Source organism: Paenibacillus sp. 01T442 (assembly GCF_056398345.1).
On record NZ_JBFTPF010000001.1, the window covers coordinates 554,647 to 572,049 of the forward strand.

At 44.2% G+C, this 17,403-nt stretch carries 10 protein-coding genes; 7 read left to right on the top strand and 3 right to left on the bottom strand.

Annotated elements, in window-relative coordinates; translation table 11 throughout:
* The first annotated feature begins 3 nt into the window (after window positions 1-3).
* The 4 genes from AC1DLM_RS02390 (at window position 4) to AC1DLM_RS02405 (ending at window position 7,639) form a co-directional block, all read left to right on the top strand.
* Window positions 4-1,014, top strand: a complete 1,011-nt coding sequence (locus AC1DLM_RS02390) for a zinc-dependent alcohol dehydrogenase (RefSeq protein ID WP_477568974.1) — start codon at window positions 4-6, stop codon at window positions 1,012-1,014.
* 142 nt (window positions 1,015-1,156) lie between these two features.
* A complete protein-coding gene (locus tag AC1DLM_RS02395) occupies window positions 1,157-2,893 on the top strand; it encodes a sensor histidine kinase (RefSeq protein ID WP_477568975.1) in 1,737 nt (578 codons plus the stop codon).
* A 26-nt stretch (window positions 2,894-2,919) separates the two neighbouring features.
* A complete protein-coding gene (locus tag AC1DLM_RS02400) occupies window positions 2,920-4,572 on the top strand; it encodes a response regulator transcription factor (RefSeq protein WP_477568976.1) in 1,653 nt (550 codons plus the stop codon).
* 700 nt (window positions 4,573-5,272) lie between these two features.
* Window positions 5,273-7,639, top strand: coding sequence for a helix-turn-helix domain-containing protein (locus AC1DLM_RS02405; protein ID WP_477568977.1), 2,367 nt, complete (start codon window positions 5,273-5,275; stop codon window positions 7,637-7,639).
* 56 nt (window positions 7,640-7,695) lie between these two features.
* Here AC1DLM_RS02405 and AC1DLM_RS02410 read toward each other — a convergent pair whose 3' ends face one another.
* The gene (locus AC1DLM_RS02410) at window positions 7,696-9,153 is read right to left on the bottom strand and encodes an esterase-like activity of phytase family protein (protein ID WP_477568978.1); all 1,458 of its coding nucleotides are present in this window, start codon (window positions 9,151-9,153) and stop codon (window positions 7,696-7,698) included.
* A 215-nt stretch (window positions 9,154-9,368) separates the two neighbouring features.
* Between AC1DLM_RS02410 and AC1DLM_RS02415 the strand changes: the two genes are divergently transcribed.
* Window positions 9,369-10,154, top strand: a complete 786-nt coding sequence (locus tag AC1DLM_RS02415; RefSeq protein ID WP_441991424.1) for a TetR/AcrR family transcriptional regulator — start codon at window positions 9,369-9,371, stop codon at window positions 10,152-10,154.
* 179 nt (window positions 10,155-10,333) lie between these two features.
* Here AC1DLM_RS02415 and AC1DLM_RS02420 read toward each other — a convergent pair whose 3' ends face one another.
* A complete protein-coding gene (locus AC1DLM_RS02420; protein ID WP_477568979.1) occupies window positions 10,334-10,633 on the bottom strand; it encodes a hypothetical protein in 300 nt (99 codons plus the stop codon).
* A 395-nt stretch (window positions 10,634-11,028) separates the two neighbouring features.
* Between AC1DLM_RS02420 and AC1DLM_RS02425 the strand changes: the two genes are divergently transcribed.
* Both AC1DLM_RS02425 and AC1DLM_RS02430 read left to right on the top strand, forming a co-directional pair.
* Window positions 11,029-12,939, top strand: a complete 1,911-nt coding sequence (locus tag AC1DLM_RS02425) for a leucine-rich repeat domain-containing protein (protein WP_477568980.1) — start codon at window positions 11,029-11,031, stop codon at window positions 12,937-12,939.
* A 21-nt stretch (window positions 12,940-12,960) separates the two neighbouring features.
* Window positions 12,961-15,069 carry a stalk domain-containing protein gene (locus tag AC1DLM_RS02430; protein WP_441991427.1) on the top strand — a complete coding sequence of 703 codons (2,109 nt, stop codon included), beginning with the start codon at window positions 12,961-12,963 and terminating at the stop codon, window positions 15,067-15,069.
* Between the two features lie 56 nt (window positions 15,070-15,125).
* Here AC1DLM_RS02430 and AC1DLM_RS02435 read toward each other — a convergent pair whose 3' ends face one another.
* Window positions 15,126-16,664 carry a stalk domain-containing protein gene (locus tag AC1DLM_RS02435; RefSeq protein ID WP_477568981.1) on the bottom strand — a complete coding sequence of 513 codons (1,539 nt, stop codon included), beginning with the start codon at window positions 16,662-16,664 and terminating at the stop codon, window positions 15,126-15,128.
* Window positions 16,665-17,403: the final 739 nt, after the last annotated feature.

A 17,403-nucleotide genomic window follows, 5' to 3' on the forward strand; every position in this document is an offset into this window, starting at 1 on the left:
CCAATGAGAGTTGTCTATACAGTGAAGGGCCATATCGAACTTCTAGATCAGGAGGCTCCAACCATAGAGGACAATTATGTTATAGTGGAAACCATTTGCTCAGCGATTAGTCCTGGCACGGAAATCATGCTGAAAGACACGACGACCGTACCCAGTACACTTGGCTATAGTGCAATGGGCAAGGTGGTTGAAGTCGGAGAAGGTGTAACACATGTACAAGTGGGGGATCGCGTTGCTTGTTATGGTTCCCCTTTTGTCCGTCACGCCGAGCTCCTGAAAGTACCTAAGAATCTTGTCATTCTTTTGCAGGATCAGGTTAGCGATCAAGAAGCCGCTTATGTTGGCCCTGGGGCGATTGCGATACATGCGCTGCGCCAAGCGGATTTGCGCTTCGGTGAATCTGTTCTCGTCGTAGGATTAGGTATACTGGGGCAGATCATTTGCCAAGTTGCTGAATCGTCAGCATATGAAGTGTTCGGATTAGATCTAATGAAGGAACGTGTAGAAAAGTTGATCGAATTCGGTTCACCCAATATGTATAACAACGAGGATGAGATGACTCGTCACATGACGCAACTGACAGGTGGCATTGGTGTGGATGTTGTCATTCTATGTGTCGGTGGTGGTCTCAGTGGGATGATCGACAAAGCACTTGGTTGGATTCGTGACAGAGGCAAAATCATTATAGTTGGCGATGTAGCGATGTCGTTCAATCGTGAACAGATGTTTCAGAAGGAAGCTCAACTGCTCATCTCTCGTGCAGGCGGGCCAGGTCGATATATAGTTGATTATGAGCAGAGAGGGATTGATTATCCCATTGGTTATGTACGTTGGACAGAAGGTCGCAATATGGCCGAATATATGCGATTGTTGACGCAAGGGAAGATTAATATTGCTCCACTCATTACGCATCGTCTGCCACTGGCGCGAATAGCGGAAGCCTATGATCTGTACAGTCATTCACCGCGCGAGGTGCTTGGCGTCGTTGTTACTTATATAGGGGAAATGGCATAGTTTTTTAAAGCCCTCGTTGATCGAGGGCTTTAAGTATCTTGATATGGGCCAATTCGTTCTCTGCTACTAGTTAATTAGCTGGGAATTTTTTATACTTAGAGAGTGGTAAGAGAATGAGGACTATGCGGAGGAGAAGACTAGCATGATTCGTCGCTTAAAAGGGAGAAACTTGATTTCCAGCGTCAGTACGAAGCTCTTCATTCTTACCTTTATGTCCGTTATTGTTCTATTCCTGATTATTGGGATTTTCGGTTACCAACGATTGTTTGAGCCCATTAAGCAGAATAATGAGAAAGCGCTGCAAAGCTCTGTTGTCCAAGTGGAGAACTATATTAAGACGTTAATGAATAACATCCAGAGTCAGTTGATTTTCTTATCCACTCCTGCTTTATATGAAGTAGGTGAGCCGGATTTCACGAAGCTTATTGAAACCATTTTATCGTACCAAATGGATCTGCTTCATAGTATTTATGTAATTGATGAGGATAAGGTCCGAGTTAGCGCTCCCTATGGTTATCAGTTCTATATCGATGGGCCAAGTATTGCCGAAATCAAATATCAGACGAGTACGACAGGTTTCTGGTGGAGTGCACCGCATTTGATTAATGATCATTATGTCATTACCGTGTCTAAGCGCATTGATAGTGGTCGTTTCGTTGCGATGGATATTAACCTAGGTGCGTTGATCGGACCCAAAATKCTGCAAGCAGAGCAAGGCACGGATCGACGCATTTATATATTTACTAGTGATGGGGAATTTCTCTCTACCAATACGAATCTGGTCTACCCCAAAGTGTATGTGAATCATTTGGAAATGAAGGATGCTTTACAGAAGATCACGCAATCTGCTAGGAATTCCTTCGACACCGTGAAGACTTCCACTGGGAACTATATGGTACTAAGCTCGAATCAGAATCAGTGGGATTGGTACGTATTCTCGGTTATCGAGGAGTCTCAAGCCTATCCGTTAATTAATTCGTTGAAGCAGCAGTTTGTATTTGTGGTATTCATCGCGATTATCCTTGCGTTTATTCTATCTGTATGGATAACAAGCTATATTCGGAAACCTGTGACGGCGATTACACGGCAATTAAAAGCTGCTGCGCGTGGTGAACTGGAAGCTCGCATTACACTGAATCGTAATGATGAGTTTATGCACATCGGTAATAGCTTTAATGGCATGATGGACAATATTCAAACGTTATTCAATGAATTACGCGTCTCTGAGGAGAAGAAACGACATCATGAACTCAAGGTACTCCAGTCGCAAATTCATCCTCATTTCCTGAATAATACGCTCAATGCAATCTATTGCTTAGGTGAGACGGGACAAACACAGGAAATGTGCGAGATGATCCGCTCATTGATGGGCTTGCTGCAATATTCGACGGATAAAGTTGGCGATGTTGTAACGGTCGCAGATGAATTAACGCAATTGGACAATTATGTGCAGATTATGAATCTTAGGTATGGGGACGTTTTTGAGGTGGATATTGCCGTACCTGAGATATACAACATGACACCGATCCCTAAGCTAACGCTAATTACGTTGGTCGAGAACAGTATTTTCTACGGACTCAGTAAGGATGGGGTTAATCATATTATTGTTTGTGGCAAAGAGCATGAGGGAGCTGGCGTAGTGCTGGAGGTCTCCGATACAGGTCCGGGGATTGCGCCGGATAAGCTGAAGCTGCTGCTAGAGGATACAGGTGCTGCCAATGCGAATAAAGGGTTAAACAATTTGGGCATGCGGAATGTCCAAGAGCGATTGCGGATGACATTCGGGTATCAGTATGGGCTGCATTTCCATAATGAACCGGATGAGGGGTTAACGGTAACGATTCATCTGCCGGCCGGAGAGCCGAGAGAGCAAGGATAGCGTCGGGGAGAGGGGACGAGACGATCATGCTGAAAATACTGATGGTGGATGACGAGAAATGGGTAAGGGAACGCTTTGCTCAGCGTATTCCTTGGTCAGACGGGGGATTTACGTTCATGGGCGCGGCTTCAAGTGCCAAGGAAGCAATCAGCATGATCGAGCGGGAAGTGCCCCATCTGCTGCTCACGGACATAACGATGCCGAATATGAACGGACTAGAGTTAGCTGCCTATGTGCGGAAAAGGTGGCCGCGCGTCCGAATCGTTATTTTGACGGCTTACGGTGAGTTTGAGTATGCGAGGCAGGCGATTGAGTTAGGTGTGGATAACTACTTAATTAAGCTCGCGCAAACCCCTGAGCAAATCCTTGAAGCTTGCCGCAAGGTGGCTGAGGACCTGGAGCAAGAGATTGATATTGATCACAAGCTGGAGATGCAGCTTAAGCTCGAACGGGAGAAAGAGTGGGCGCGGAAACGCCAATGGACAGAACGGCTGCTGGAGGGCGAGGGAAGTATGCATGAGCTTCCAGTGCCGAGTGAGTGGCTTGCGGGTTTGGAATCCGCGAGTTATGTGACGAGTATTACGATGGGTTGGCGTGTGACGGGGGATGCGGGGACAAGTGCAGAGGGGAGTATGGAGACAAGTGCGAAGATAGCTGCTGGGCAAGCCGGCCCATCTGTGGAGGAACTCGTGCATCTGCAAAGCCAGCTAGCCGAAGTACTTGAAGCTAAACTGGATGCACAGATGTTAGGCGATGGTAATGGCGTGGCTATCCTACCCTTGCAACATAGCCAATTACTACTGCTAATCGGGTCGAAGCGCGAGGTGCCTGCCTTTCATTTGAATCAGCTAGCAAGAATAGTGCAAGAGACGGTAAGTAGCTATGCTCCTGTGAAAAGCCTCGTTCACATCGGATCTGTTGAAGAATTAGAGAAGCCAAAATGGACAGGGAAACAACTAGCTGACCTTATGTGCAAAGGCAGGGATGGACTGGCTGCGTATTTCTATTCTGAGGGTGAGAAATCATCGATCGTCGTGCTTCGACGACTCGATGCGCAGCAGACGAGGGAGTGGACGGCGGCTGTCGTCAAGACTCTACAGCGTGAGAATGTAGAGGCCTTCCGGGAAGCTGTATCCGTGATGATCACGCTCGGCGTGCCACCGGTTCATCCGGGGGATTTGCTCCGTCTGACGAGACAAATGCTGCAACCTGAACTTGTGCGGCTGCCAGACGCAGTCGTTGCTAGGTTAAGTGGCATCGATCGGCTGACGACGTGGAACACGTACTGTGAGTGGTGGTTGGCAACCATTGATGCCATCTGCGAATGGTGGAATCAGCAAGCCCAGCCTCCTGTGACTGTACGCAAAGAGATCCAATGGATGTGCCGCTACATTCGCGAGCACTATCAAGCGGATTTGCAGCTGGCAGAGCTTGCCAAACTCGTTCATATGCATCCCTCGTACGCGGGTCAGATGTTCAAACAGGAGATCGGCGAGAACTTTTTGGAATACGTGAATCGGGTTCGTATGGAGAAAGCAAGCGAGATGCTGGAGCGGACCACGATGAAAATATATGAAGTATCCGGCGCAGTCGGCATCTCCGACTATCGCTATTTCTGTAAATTGTTCAAGAGCTATACGGGGGTTACCCCGACGCAGTATAAGAGTAAGATGGGGTGAGTGGTGGAGGGGCGCTTGCGCCCCTGAGCACCTGGCATGCCTCGGCCTCGTTCACGTAAACACCTCAGTCCCACGGTTACTATAACAACGCCCGTTCCACAGTAACAATAACAACCTACGTCCCGCGGTCGCCATAGCACCGCACTCTACGTTCACCATAGCATCACCCCGTCCCCGTTCACACCTTCTACCCAGTAATAAATGTATTTCATGTAGCTAATTTAGCCATTTTAGTGGAAATATGAGGAATAGATGGATTTTATGTAGCTAAATATCCTCTTTAGTGGCATATTGGTCAGATTGATAGAAATTAGCTGTATGTTTTCCAGTTTTACTGAATTTGGAGCGAAATTGTTGAAATTTAGATGTAGTTTTTCCAGTTATTTCAACTCTCTCTCGAAGCACAATGGGGGAGTATTTTCGGAGCACGACGAAGAGCCAATTAGACTGGTAGTTTGGATGCTCAGCAGTGATATATTCGTGTTAAAGTGCACGGAAAGCTGCAATGGTGGTGTTTAAGTTAGGTGAGTCGGTGGAGCATGTGTGGTCGGTGAAAGTGTTTAAATAGGATGAGCTAGGCGTATAAAATGAGACAGTCCCTATGATGCAAATCAGTAGGGACTGTTTTTGTTGAAAGCGTTATAATAAGGTACATGGGATTCGTGCCTAATATTGTTTAGACATAAGGGGGGGAACTGGCATGAAACTTTGGAGATTCGTTCAGGAGAAGAAGTATTTGCTGCGCATTTTTCTATGGATCAACTGCATTATCCTGCTCATTTTACTTTCATTTTCTAGCTTGATCTATGTAAATGTGGAGAAAAATGTGTTTCAAAGCGAATACGAAGGAAGTCAAAAGCTCTTGTCCCAAATGAAGTACAATATCGATTATTTGGACACGATGATCAGTAAGCTTACCTTCTCTACATACGGCAATAATGATGTGAAGGCGCTCATGTATTTGAATGACGAAGAAACGTATGATCATATGAATACGATTAATAAACTGAATGCGACCGTCGTTGCCAACTATCCATTCGTTCAATCGGTTTATGTCTATAACAACCATAAGAAGCTGTATTACTCCACATTTGGTGAGCTGTACCATAAGGATGCTGAATTAGATAAGGTTCTCGCGGAGAGTCCTCATATTACGCCATTGAAAGCGATTGTGCGGAAAATGCAAACCGGTGGCAGTAGCGCCAAACCTACCTACGATACGGTGCTGAGTTACGTCATGTTTGAAAATGTGGATGAAAAAGGTGTGATGGACGGCGCCATCATTCTCAACGTGAAATTGGACTGGCTCGTCGATAACATTCGAACGATTAACCAGTTTGATTCGCGAACGCAAAGCGATTTATACATTTTAGACAACAAGAATCAATTTATTGAAACCGATACCACCCCTTTGATCGCGGACAAGGCCTCGGCCGTTACGATTAAGCAAGCCTTTGAAACGTCAGTTTCCCAAGATCGGATGCATGCGGGAGAGCCGGCTGGATTTTACGAATCCAAAGTGAATGGTGAGAAGTTCATCGTCTCTTATATCTACTTGGAAAATACGGGATGGACGCTGTTGGAAGCGAAGCCGTATAAAGAAGTGTACGCCAATCTGAGGCAGCTGTTGGATACGATTTTGTTTATTACGGTAGCTGTTTTTGTCGGGGCGCTGCTMTTAACGTTATCTGTCTCTCGTGGCATATATCGACCAGTGAGAAGACTGATGGAACAGACATCGCTCGGTGGATCGGGACGAGATGGTTTCCTAAAGCCTGGAGTGAAAGACGAGTTCTCCTATTTGACCGAGGTGTATCGGAAGTCGAGAGAACAGCTCTATGAATACAACCTCGAGAAGAATAATAATACGAGCATCATGAAGATTTACTTTTTGAAAAAGCTGATGTCAGATAGCTACAGTATGAATGCAGCTGAATTTGAAGATGTACTGAGGCTGTTGAATGATGCCCTAACGAAAGATAAACCGTTCTTAATCTGTGTGTTGCGCATCGATGAGTACAAGAAATTCCTAAGCCATAAAAGTTTGGCAGAAAGGGAGTTGCTGCGCTTCGCGATCGCCAATGTCACGACGGATGCCATATCTCAAATAGGGATGGTTGCCCAAACTGTGGATATGAAAGACGACTCATTCACGATTCTTTTGAACACGGCTGAAGGTCAAATGGATTCCGTGGAACAAGTGGAACAAGCGCTGCGGGAAGCGCAGAACTACATTGAGAAGCACTACCATATCTCTTTTTCGGCAACGGTCAGCAACGTCATTACGGAATATACAGCGATTGCCGCCGCCTATAACGAGACCTTGGCTAACAGTTCTTATCGGTATGTGTTTGGAACGAAATCTGTGATTACACAGGTACGTATTGACGAGAATACGGGGAGTGTGGATGTAGAGCAAGTATTGGCGTTGGTGAGCAAATTTACAGATGCAGTGCCTAAGGGGCATGCAATCAAAACAGAAGAAAGACTGCGCGATGTATTCGCTCATATTCGCAAACTGGACTATGGCAGCATCATGCTGGTCAGTATGCAGGTAGTGCACCATTTGAAGAAGACGATTTTTGAGATGAACCGTACGAGTAAGGAGCCAATTGCTGTTCCCGCTAGGCTGATGAGTCGCGAGCTGTATGRGGAGGAAACGATTGAGCAATTCGAGGGACTTCTGTTGGAAGCGGTACGCGCCATTCATAGTGAAGGTGAGGAGAAAGGCATCCAAGGCAACCAAGTTGTCGCCGACACGATCAAGGAAATCATCGATTCCAACTATTTCGACTCTTCTCTCTCCGCTGCAAGTATTTCTGAAATGATGAGACTGCCTGCTTACAAGTTGAGCAAAATATCCAAGATTCACCTCGGGATGTCGATTCCCGAATATATTAATCAGGTGAAGCTGCATAAAGCGGTGGAATGGATGGAGAACTCCAAGCTAAGCATTCAGGAGATCATGCAACGAGTAGGCGTAGAGAATGAGAGTTATTTCTATAAGCTATTCAAGGCAAAGTTTGGGATGACGCCAAGGGAGTATATGGCAAAGCGCATGCGATGAAAGAAGAAGACCCGGAAGTCCATGATTGGATTTTCGGGTCTTTTCGTTGATGTAACCTATTTAATTGTGTATGGCAGTTTAAATGTCCAAAGAAGTGTACCATTTTCTGGTGTCGTGCTGTCAATGCCGAAATCGTTATCGTTCGTAATGGCAAGCGTATCACCATTAATGAGCGAAACACCTTCGATTTTTTCATAAGGGAACTTGAATGCTACTGCATCCAATACGGTACGCTTCGTCGTAGGCAGAATGTTATTGGCTTTCAGATCTGCAATCGTCATTTGCTCAAGCGTTTTACCTGCTGCTGTCGCACTGTCGTACTTGCCAATAACATTGGTTGCTGTTGAAAGGTCAATGGCATAAATGCGCTTCAACTGTGCTTTATCGCCAGAGAATTTATCCCGCTCATCGATTAACAGTGTGTTCTCGTTCACGACAACCATATCGGAGATGACGATATCGCCTTGAACAAGATCTTTAAATTGCTTCGCATCMTCTAGGACGTATACAAACTCAGCAACAGGGTTAAGAGTTGCGAGGTCAAACTTAATAATCCGAACCTGACGTGAATTGTCCATGGCTTTATCTGGATTACGAAGCGCGTTTTGCATAGCCATGAACATGTATTTGCCATCAGGTGTTATGCCAACAGCTTCAGCTCCACGGTTCTGGCGAAGTTTGTTGTACACTTCTGGCAGCGTCTCACGGGAAGGCACAAGCGGAGCAGATGCCTGACTTGCCCAACCTTTCGGCACAATACGCTCAATGATCGTACCGTCACGTTTCACATGGACAATGGATGGACCATATTCGTCGGAAATCCAGAAAGAATCATCCTTTGGATTGTAAGCTAAGCCTTCGATATCAAGGCCGTACGGGTCGTAAGCTAATACTTTCTCGCCTTTTGCATCGTAAGGCTCTTCATCGCGACCTTTAATATTTGGCAGCCCAGTAATCGTAACTTTACCAGACACAGGGTCAGTACCTGCTAGCTTCAAAGGGAACTTGTCTAAAATATTGATTTCACCTTTACTTACTTCGATTTTATAAATCGTTGGTGTATAGTCTGGCATTGGGAATGTTCGCACTGTTTTACCATTGATTGTAGGTTGACCGTTAGGCCCGCGATCGGCCGTCGTATAGAATACATTATCAGGGTCTCCTGGAAGGTGCGTTAATGATGATCCCACGCCCATTTTAATACCTTCTGCAAGATTGGCTGCCTTCAGCTCGTATTTACCAGTCAAGACAGGCTTGTCCGTTAAAGATACACTGTTACGGAACTCATCCCAATCCACATATTTACCCATGGCTTCCGATAGTGCGCGAACTGGCATGTACAAACTGCCGTCCAAATTTACAGCTGGTGCTGATGGTTGAATGACTTGTCCATTACTCGAATAGGTTACATTTTCAGAGGTTACGCCGTTCACTTGCTGAGCAGTTACTGTTCCCGAAACTGCCACTGGAAGAGTAAGCAGTAAAGATGTTAATACGATCCATTTACGTTTCATTAGTAGTAATTCTCCCCTCGGTATTATCCGCATTTCTCTTAACTTCTTACTTATACCAAAACTATGTAAGGGTCGTGTAAATTACATATTACGGAATTGTAAATTTTTAGATTGTTGTCTTAGGTGCATCGACTAATCAATCTAGATGCGATTGTGATATACTGTATACGATGTATACATTTTCGGAATGCAAGGATAATGGAGGCTTGAACAACATGGAGATCGGTGACGAGATCGATGATGAAATTATACAGAGCTTACCGTCAGGTGTAGCTCTTAGCTGGGGAATCGTGAAGCCGTCCCGTAGAGGGCCCAAAGGTGAACTCAGCATCAAAAAAATCGTTGACGCGGCGATTGCCATTGCTGACAGCGATGGACTTGCGGCAGTGTCGATGAGCAGGGTAGCCCAATCGTTGGGATACACAACGATGTCTTTGTATCGCTACATCACAAGTAAGGAAGATTTGCTCGTGCTGATGCAGGATGCGGTGTGTGACATCCCGATTCCACCGGAGGTGCCAGGTAAGCCGTGGCGCGAGGAAATGGGGGAATACGTCTGGGCTTGTGTAGATGTGTTCCGCAAACATGCGTGGTATGGCGATATTCCTATTACGAGTGTTCCCCTCGCGCCAAACAATCTTCAGGTGATCGACTGGATGTTGAGAATCATGCGGGATTTTCCGCTGAACGATTTTGAGAAGATGTCATTTCTACTGCTCATCAGCAGTTATTCTAGAGCATGCGGTCTGATCGCGCGGGATATGGATAAGGCGATCCGTGATGGCGCGAGTCCGGAAGCATTTAGTGGGGTCAATTACGGCGCAGCACTGAAGCAATTGGTCAAGCCAGATCGTTTCCCCCATCTGCATCCCATCTTGATGGCAGGTGCTTACACGGATGAGGTGGAGAACCCGATCGGCAACGATCTGGATTTCGGACTTGAGCGGATCTTGGATGGGATTGAGTGTTATTTGAGGCAGAAAAGAGTGGGGCAGGGGTAACCTGTCCTCGACCCCGGAGCCACCCCACCCCAACCCGCAAGCCTGTTAGGTTACTCATTTAAGCGAATAGATGGATTTCCTGTAGTTAATTCTTCGTAAAATTGATACAAATGGAGAATAGATGGATTATGTACAGCTAATTTCCGGAAATTTCGCCCATACGCTTAGTTGGGGGAGAATTAGCTGCGTGTTTTCCATCTATTACGATTTTTCAGGTGAATTGTTCTGAAATAGCTGTACAATTTCCAGTAAACACCACAGCCACCACCACCACCAATACCAGCACGATCACCAGCACCAGCACCAGCACAAATACCACCACCAACACCAATACCAGCACAAATACCAGCCCCAGCACCAACATCAACACCAATCACAATCACAGCCCCACCACCAGCCCCAGCACCACCACCACCAGCACCAGCAACCACCAGCACCACCACCAGCACCACCACCAGCCCCAGCACCAGCCCCAGCAACCAACACCAATCACAGCCCCCATCACCCACTCATAGTCGAGGCGCTGTTTTTTTTGGGTAAAGGCTGTTCCTGCGAATAGCGTTATGCGATAACGTTATTTCGGTTAATAGCACATTTTCAAGGAAAATAGAATGATGGCATAACGCTATTTCTACTTTAAAGTAGTAAATGAGCAGTAAAGGGACAATAACGTTATGCGATAACGTTAAATGGGTATATTCAGCCATTTTCTACGAGATAAGGCGATGGCATAACGTTATCTACCTGAACGGCTTATTGATGTGTCTACATTTAATAGATTGGATAATTTGTAATATTTAGTATACTGATGGGGTTTCGCTCTACTATAATGGGGAGAGGTTTTAAGGTGAATTTTAAATAGGAGGATAAGATCTTGAAACTAATAAAGAAATATATGTGGCTTGTTGCAGTTGTTCTATTTCTTATATCCATAGGGCAATTCATGGGGGGTTCTAGAACAGTCCATGCGGAATCGATAACTGTTGTAACGATTGAGGATCCCGCTTTAGATGCGTTAATTCGGAAACAGTTGAAACTTTCAGACGCGTCTATTACAGAGAAGGATATGTTGTCACTACAGTCGATTTCGGGAGCAAGTTGGTTAGGTATCAAAAGCCTAAACGGTCTGGAATATGCCAAAAATCTAACCTCTATTCGTATGGGAGAAAATAAGATTTCCGATTTAACGCCGATTGCTAACTTAACACATCTCGAATCTCTTGATTTTAATCATAATGAATTAACTGATATTAGCGTTTTAAGTGGATTGGTTAATTTAAAAGATGTAACCTTGTACGATAATAAAATACGCAATCTGGAGCCTCTAAGAGGACTAACTAAACTCGAAATATTAACTCTTTACGGTAACGATATCTATGACTTATCTCCTTTACAAGGTTTGGTGAACCTAACTTCGTTGCAAGTTTCTTTTAACCACATTAAAGAAGTTTCCTCTCTGTCGCGCTTGATCAATTTAACTTCGCTATACATAGGCAGTAATGAGATCGAAGATATTAGCATGCTGAACAAATTGACGAAACTAACCTCACTTTCAATCAGTCGTAATCACATTTCAGATATCCAAGTTATCCAAAACATGCCGGGGCTTACCATCCTAAGTTTTGATGACAACCCAGTTAAGGATTTTACCGTTCTCCAAAATCTAAAAAAACTGTATTGGCTCAATCTTTCCAACTTTGGAATCGAAGATCTGACTTTCTTGCAGGACATGCATAGTTTAACTAGGCTCGATCTGTCTAAAAATCATATTCGAGATATTAGACCGCTAACGAAGTTGACTTCATTAGAACATCTGAACGTAATGAATAACCAAATCACTGAATTGAATCCGTTGTTACTTATGACGAACTTGTCGGACTTACAACTCAGCTATAATCCAATTACCGATATTACGCCATTAGTGCAATTGCATAAACTATCAACGCTATTTCTGGATAGGGTTCCGGTGCAAGACTTTTCAAGGCTTGGGCAATTGACATCTCTTACTTTTTTAACATTGGGATACAATGGTCTCTCTGATATCTCTTATTTATCTAACCTGGAGCGATTAAACTACATTTCTCTTAACGGAAATAACATCCAGAATCTAACATCTTTAAAGAATCTTCGTCGATTGGTGAGTTTACATGTATCCAATAGTAATGTCACTGATATTTCGGGAATTAAGGAGTTTTCAACCTTATCGGATCTAGACGTGAGCTTCAATCAGATTAAGGACATTTCGGCTTTAACAAAGCTTGTGAACTTAACGGAGGTATACCTGGCTAACAATCAGATCACCAATATTGAAGCACTGAATGACCATCCAAAACTGTGGGAGATTCACGTTGGGAACAATCCACTTGATGATAGATCGCTAGAATTTATAGAGACTGCTAAGAATCGTGGTGTTGTCATTTCACATGGCAATGAGCTTACCGTCATGATCAATACGAATATTCAAAGCTTTTCTAACGATGAGAAACCTCTGCGTGAAGAGGGGAGTGTCTTACTTCCGATGCGTCGAATTTTCAACGCTCTAGGCGCAAGTGTGACGTGGGACGAGCAAACGCGTACGGTCAAAGCGACGAAAGGAGATAAGGAGGTACAATTAACGATTGATTCGAAAGAAGCATTCGTTAATGGCCGTGTCATTCAGCTAGACATTGCCCCTAAGATACAGAATGGAACGACGTTCGTGCCAGTCCGTTTTGTCAGCGAAACGCTCGGCGCTAAGGTAGAGTGGGATGAGAAGAATCAAACGGTCGTAATTGTAAGCAAGTAGAATGAAATGGAGGTATGAACAGTGACATATAAAATTATTGCTATTGCTTTAATCGGGATATTATCATGGAGCAGCTTGGTCCCAACTCAGACATATGCTGCATCGCCAGAGGTTAAAATCGAGGATGCTGTTCTCGAAAAGGAAATTCGGGCAGAGCTGAAACTAGAAGAAGGTACGGCACTGGATTATACAAATTTACAAAAACTAACGTCCCTATATCCGAAGGGGAAAGAGAAAATTAAGAGTTTAAAAGGTCTGAATATGGCACGTAATCTGGAACAATTATACTTGCCTAATCAGGAAATTACTGATATCAGTCCGCTAAGTAGTTTGTATAATTTAACGTTTCTTGCTATTAATAATAATCAAATTCAAAATGCTTGTCCGATCGCGAATCTGTCTGACTTACAAAAGTTAGTCATTTCTAATAATCAAATTGAGGAAATTGGGTGTTTTTCTCGCCTGACTGGTCTGACCGACTTACTGGCCAGTAACAATAAAATTAAGACTATTCAACCACTTACCAAACTTAAGCTTGGATGGCTGGATGTCTCAAATAACCCAGTAACAGATATCTCATCGATCGGCGTAATGAATAAACTACGTCAAATCTATGTTACCAAAGATTCTCTTAATGAAAAGTCTAACGCGCTGTTGGAGCAATTGGAACAATCAGGAGTTGCGGTAAATCGGGCTTCTGCTTCATCGGACAAGGTATCAGGCATATCCGTATTAGTGAACGACGACCGCGTTCTGTTTGATCTTGCTCCATTGGTAGATGCGGGGACGACTTTGGTACAGTTCCGACCTCTTTTTGAAAAGTTAGGTTTCGTTATTCAGTGGGATGGGACAACACGAACGATCCAAGCGGAGAAGCAAGGAGCGAAGATTGCTCTACAGGTGGATAATCCAAAGGCTACTTTAAACGGCGATTCCAATACGTTAACTGTTGCGCCGAGAAATATCGAAGGCAGTATTTTTGTGCCAATCCGGTTTGTAGGAGAAGCCTCCAAATTTGTTGTGACTTGGGAAAGCAGTTCGAAAACGATTTATCTTCAATCTACTCGAGATATAGTTACCCCTGATAAGAAGTTAAAAGCAACATTAGGTGGGAATTGGCTGAGTCTAACGCCTCCAGCTAACGTTAAATACCAACTATACGCGGGAAGCGGTAATAACGCTTTGTTATCTTCATCAGAATCAAAGTCACTATTCGAAGAGACTCTGACACTAGATGATTATGAAGCGGGTATAAAAAAAATGTTGGAAGATCAGAAGATCACTAAATTTTACGAGGAAAAAACATTGAAAACGAATGGGTTGAATGCACGGCAATTTGCCTATTCAAAGAGAGGAACGAAGGGTGAAGATCTTACAGTTACCCATACAATAGTCGACGGGACGTATAGTTTTTTCAATGTTATTCTCGTTTCAGGAGAACTCGTTTACTCAGAAGTAAACAAAGACTATCAAAATATCTTACAATCTTTAGAAGAAATAAAAACACCCTATCAGTTAAGCAAGGAGAAGTTTGGTCAGCTTAAGCCTACTGAACGACTATTAGATGCAGGGCAATATTATCGGAAATTAGGTTTTTTTGAAAGTGTTAAGGGACTGTCAAGTCAAGAGTTTGATAACAAAATGCTGGAACTACAAAAGAAGTTTACAGATTGGAATCCTTTCGATTCTAGCGAGTATTACAATGATTTAGCAGAACTCTCTCTTTTAATAGCAGATGAAGACCGTGTTTGGGTAGAGGATTGGGATTTAGATGTCGGTAAGGGAAAAGATGCTTACGTAACTACGTTAGGGCAGTGGAGCAAGATATCACGTGGGGCATTTCAGCCGACTGATATAAAGGAAACATGGGAAGCAGAAGAAGGGCCAATTACCGTTAGCTTTAGGTTGAATGGTCAAGAGCGAGTCATTCATCCTGAGCATGTGGGTAGTTATATGAATACCTATGGTTTACTCAAGGAAATAAATGACATGATTAAAGCAAGTGGATATCAGTTCGCTGCGGTGGAGAATGATGATGAAGAGGTTATGGTGATAGCCTTAAAGGCGGAAGAGAAAATGAAACTGCAACAGGATCGGTACATTGATTTCGATTTCATCACGTTTGACTAATACAAAAGTTAATACACCAAAAAGGCCATCCTCCAATAAGAAGGAATGGCCTTTTTTCATTTCGTGACGATGTTTACTGTATGTGTTTCAGGAACCCAATCAACTTTGGTACCAAGTGACTCTGCAATAAAACGAACAGGTACTAGGGTGCTGCCATTGATAATGGTAGGAGGAGCGTCAAGCGAAATCGACTTTCCATTCAAGGAACCTGTCGTGTTTCCGACAATCAGTGTTAGTACGTTGTTACCTTTCGTTGCTGTAATCGTTGAGGTATTGGCATCCCATGTTACATGGGTTCCAAATGTTTCGAATATTTTACGCAAGGGAACCAGTGTGCTTCCATTGATGATCGTGGGTTGCTGCTCGAACGAGAGCAAAGTCCCATCTAGACGTACAGAGATCAACGTAGTTTGAGGTGCAGCTTCGTCATCCGTACTTTTAATCCAAACGGGTTCAGTCCGATACCACTCCGTACCATCACCGGAATAACCGCCGCCCCACGACCAGAGTGTGCCATCTTCTCTAAGTGCTAAGGAACGAAACCCAGTCCCATGTGCTCCGATTTTAGAAACTTTCATTAAACCTTTTACTTGTACAGGGACATCACTACTATTATAGGAACCTATACCTAATTGACCGCCTAGGTTATCTCCACTTGCCCAAACGGTACCATCCTTCTTCAAATAAAGGGGACCGCCAGCGGTAGCACGGATATCGATAATGTCCTGGATGCCTTGTACCTTCTGGGGAGCGGATTTGTTAGCTGTGTCTTTTCCCGCGACAACGCCTTGGCCATTTGAACCAAATGCCCAAACGGTGCCATCTTTTTGTAGGGCATAGGAGTTGACTCCACCTGCCGCAATAGCAGTAATATCACTGAGTCCGTCAATCTTCACGATGGCTCCTCGGTCAAGCGTCCATACGGTTCCGTCTTTTTCAAGAACTAATAGGTTATCGCCATATCCGGTTGAAATGCTACTCACATTTTGAAATCTTAATTGGACAGGGTACGTATAAGTGCCAGTAGATCCATCGGGTTTCTTATAATAGATGCCTCCCCAGGCCCATAAAGTACCATCATCTTTAATTGCATAGCTTTTCCCCCGAGCTCCCCAAACGGAAACGACATGTGTTAATCCTTCGACCTGATGTGGAAGAGCACGGTTATTATCTGTAACCATTTTTCCTGATCCTGTCTCAAGAGTCGTCTGCATACCGTCACCGACTTGTCCGCCTAAATTATCACCCCATACCCACACTGTACCGTCCTTTTTAACGGCGAGTGCGTGCTCGGAACCAGCAGCGATGGAGATGACATCATTCAATTCTTTCACCTGAGTAGGAAATTTCGTGTTCGTAGCACTTGGACCCTTTTCTCCATTGCCAAAAACACCATTACGGTTCGTTTCTCCMCATGCCCAAACGCTGCCATCGTTTTTCATTCCCAGGCTAACGCGCCCTCCAACAGCGATATCCTTCCAACCCACATTGTTTTCCTCGGCGTGGATAGGTGGAATAGAAGCTGTAATGGCGAGGCTCAGCATTAATCCTAACGCTAATGTAGTTTTGACTAAAATCTTAGACTGAATAACCATGTAAAGGTATCAAACTCCTTATTTTCAAAAGATTTACATACTCATTCTTCATCGGAGTATCGTATCCCTTCGTTAATATGGATTATTGCGCGAAATGTCGCTCAGTCAGAGGTCAAGGGAGTACTATAAGCCACTTATGTCGCTACGAAAAATGCAAAAGCGCAACCTTTGTATCGAAGGGAAGCCCGCCTATCTGAAATGCTTGCGAAAAGGCAACAATTTTTCCGAAAAGCATCCTTTGGACACCTTTTCAGTGAAAAAGGATGCCTTTTCGAACTTATTCATCTAGTTTGAGGCGTTTCACCCAAAAATAAGTGTACTTGTGCATCTTTCGCCGATTGTTCCGGGGAATGAACCTGAGCTGCAGCTTCAGAAGTTCCTCCTTGCTTACCGCCCTTTCTACCGAACGCAAGGTTGGACCATCCAATGGCAATCTTCAGTAGTCCAATGTACCAATCGATGTCCCGCTAGGCGTAATTCAGTACGTGATCATTATTTGTGTGGCTGTTCCTGCGACTAGCGTTATGCGATAACGTTATTTGGGTTACGAGCCGACATCTGAGGAAAATAGAATGATGGCATAACGCTATTCCTACTAGTCAGTTGAAAATGAGCTAGTAGAAGTAGAATAGCGTTACGCCATAACGTTATGTGGGGTTAATTAGAGTTTTTCGTCGAGATAAGGTGATGGTGTAACGTTATCTATCTGAACATGCCGTTCGTTGGTTCGGTCCAACTC